Source organism: Mesorhizobium sp. M7A.F.Ca.US.005.03.2.1, from assembly GCF_003997795.1.
GTDB classification, from domain to species: Bacteria; Pseudomonadota; Alphaproteobacteria; order Rhizobiales; family Rhizobiaceae; genus Mesorhizobium; species Mesorhizobium ciceri.
Genome location: NZ_RZRP01001071.1, coordinates 1 through 1,822 on the forward strand (window position 1 = coordinate 1; position 1,822 = coordinate 1,822).

Consider the following 1,822-nt stretch of genomic DNA (forward strand, 5'->3'; position numbering starts at 1 on the left):
GACGCTGACCAGCGTTCCGACCGAGGCCTGGTTGCGGCCAAGGCGCCCGGCAAACGGCGCCCGGATTTCAGCGTAGCTCAGATTGAGCTCTGCCGTGCGGACCGCCGCCTGGTTCAGCGCCAGCGATGCCTGCGCTTCGCGCAAGGTGCTGGTGCGCTGGTCGAAGCCGTCCTTGGCGAGGTAGCCGCTCTTGGCGAGCTCGGTGCCGCGACCAAGATTCGAGCGGGCATAGTCGAGCGTCGCCGTGTCGCGCTGCACTTGGGCCTTGGCCTGGTCGAGCGCCGCCTGGAAGTCGTCAGGCGAGATCTTGTAGAGAAGATCGCCTTGCCGGACGTCGACGCCGTCGGCTGCGGTCTGCTCCTGCAGATAGCCGGGAATCCTCGCCTGTAAGGTGATGCTGCGGATCGGCTCTGTCCGCGCGGCATAGTCGAGGTAGATCGGGATCGTCTTCTTGACGACGCTGACCACCGGCACCGGCATGACGAACGCCGCCGGGGCGGGCGCCGCACCTGCCGTGCCGGCATTGAGGCTGAGATTGCCCATATCGAGCAGGTGGACGCTGGCCACCGAGATCGCACCCAGCGCGACAGCCGTTCCCAACGCGATTTTCCATTTACGCATGATCAGTCTCCAATCTTATTCGGCCGCTTCCGCCAGGGGCGGTAAAGCGTGCTCAGCAGTTGGTTCATTGTCTTGAGAGGTGGGCTCGTCTTTGCCGCGGCGTTCACGCAGCTGTTCGATGACCGCGTAGAACACCGGCACGAACACCAGCGACAGGATGGTCGCCGCGACCATGCCGCCGAACACGGTGGTGCCGATCGACTGCCGGCTTGCCGCACCGGCGCCGGTCGCAAACATCAGCGGCAGCACGCCGAGGATGAAGGCGAAGGCCGTCATCAGGATCGGCCGCAGCCTGAGCCGTGCCGCCTCCATCGCCGCGTCGACGATGCTGAGGCCTTCCTCGCGCCGTCGCCTTGCGAATTCGACGATCAGGATCGCATTCTTGGCCGCCAGGCCGATCAGCATGACGAAGCCGATCTGCGAGTAGACGTCGATCTGCATGCCACGCAGCAACAACGCTGCGAAGGCGCCGAACAGGGCCAGTGGCACCGCCAACAGCACCATGAACGGCATCGCCCAGCTCTCATACTGCATCGCCAGGATCAGGAAGACGAAGACAATGGCGAGGCCGAAGACGACGGACGCGATCGATCCTGCCTTGAGCTCCTGGAAGGTGATGCCGGTCCATTCGAAACCGAAATCCCTTGGCAGCGCGGTTGCAGCGGCCCGTTCCATGGCGGCAACCGCCTGGCCGGAGGAAAAGCCCGGTGCGGCGCCGCCATTGATCGAGGCCGAGGCATTGTTGTTGTAGTGCGGCACGGTCTCCGGGCCGACGAAGGGCACGAGTTTGCCCAGCGTCGAGAGCGGCACCATGCCGCCGGAGGCATTGCGCACATAGAGCCGCGAAATGTCGGCGGCACCTGCACGTGCATCCTTGTCGGCCTGGATGGTCACCCGGAAGGTGCGGCCAAACAGGTTGAAGTCGTTGACGTAGAGCGAGCCGAGATAGATCTGCAGCGTGTTGAAGACATCGGGCAGGTTGAGGCCGAGCAGTTTGGCCTTGCTGCGGTCGAGGTCGTAGTTGAACTGTGGCGTCGAGGTCGAGAACGGCGAGAACAGCTGCTGCGGGTTGATTTCCGGCTGCTTGCGCGCCTCGGCGATCACGGCTTGCGTCGCATCGTTGAGGGCTGAACTGCCGCGGCCGGTCAGATCCTCGACGACGAATTCGAAGCCGCCCGTCGTGCCGATACCGGGGATCGAC

At 64.5% G+C, this 1,822-nt stretch carries 2 protein-coding genes; both read right to left on the bottom strand.

Annotated features, from left to right (window positions below; genetic code table 11):
* Nucleotides 1-621 (bottom strand): efflux RND transporter periplasmic adaptor subunit (locus tag EN991_RS34690; RefSeq protein ID WP_127370414.1); only part of this gene is annotated, 621 nt, incomplete at its 3' end.
* A gap of 15 nt (nucleotides 622-636) precedes the next feature.
* On the bottom strand, nucleotides 637-1,822 hold a 1,186-nt coding region (locus EN991_RS34695; protein ID WP_164769609.1), incomplete at its 5' end, for an efflux RND transporter permease subunit.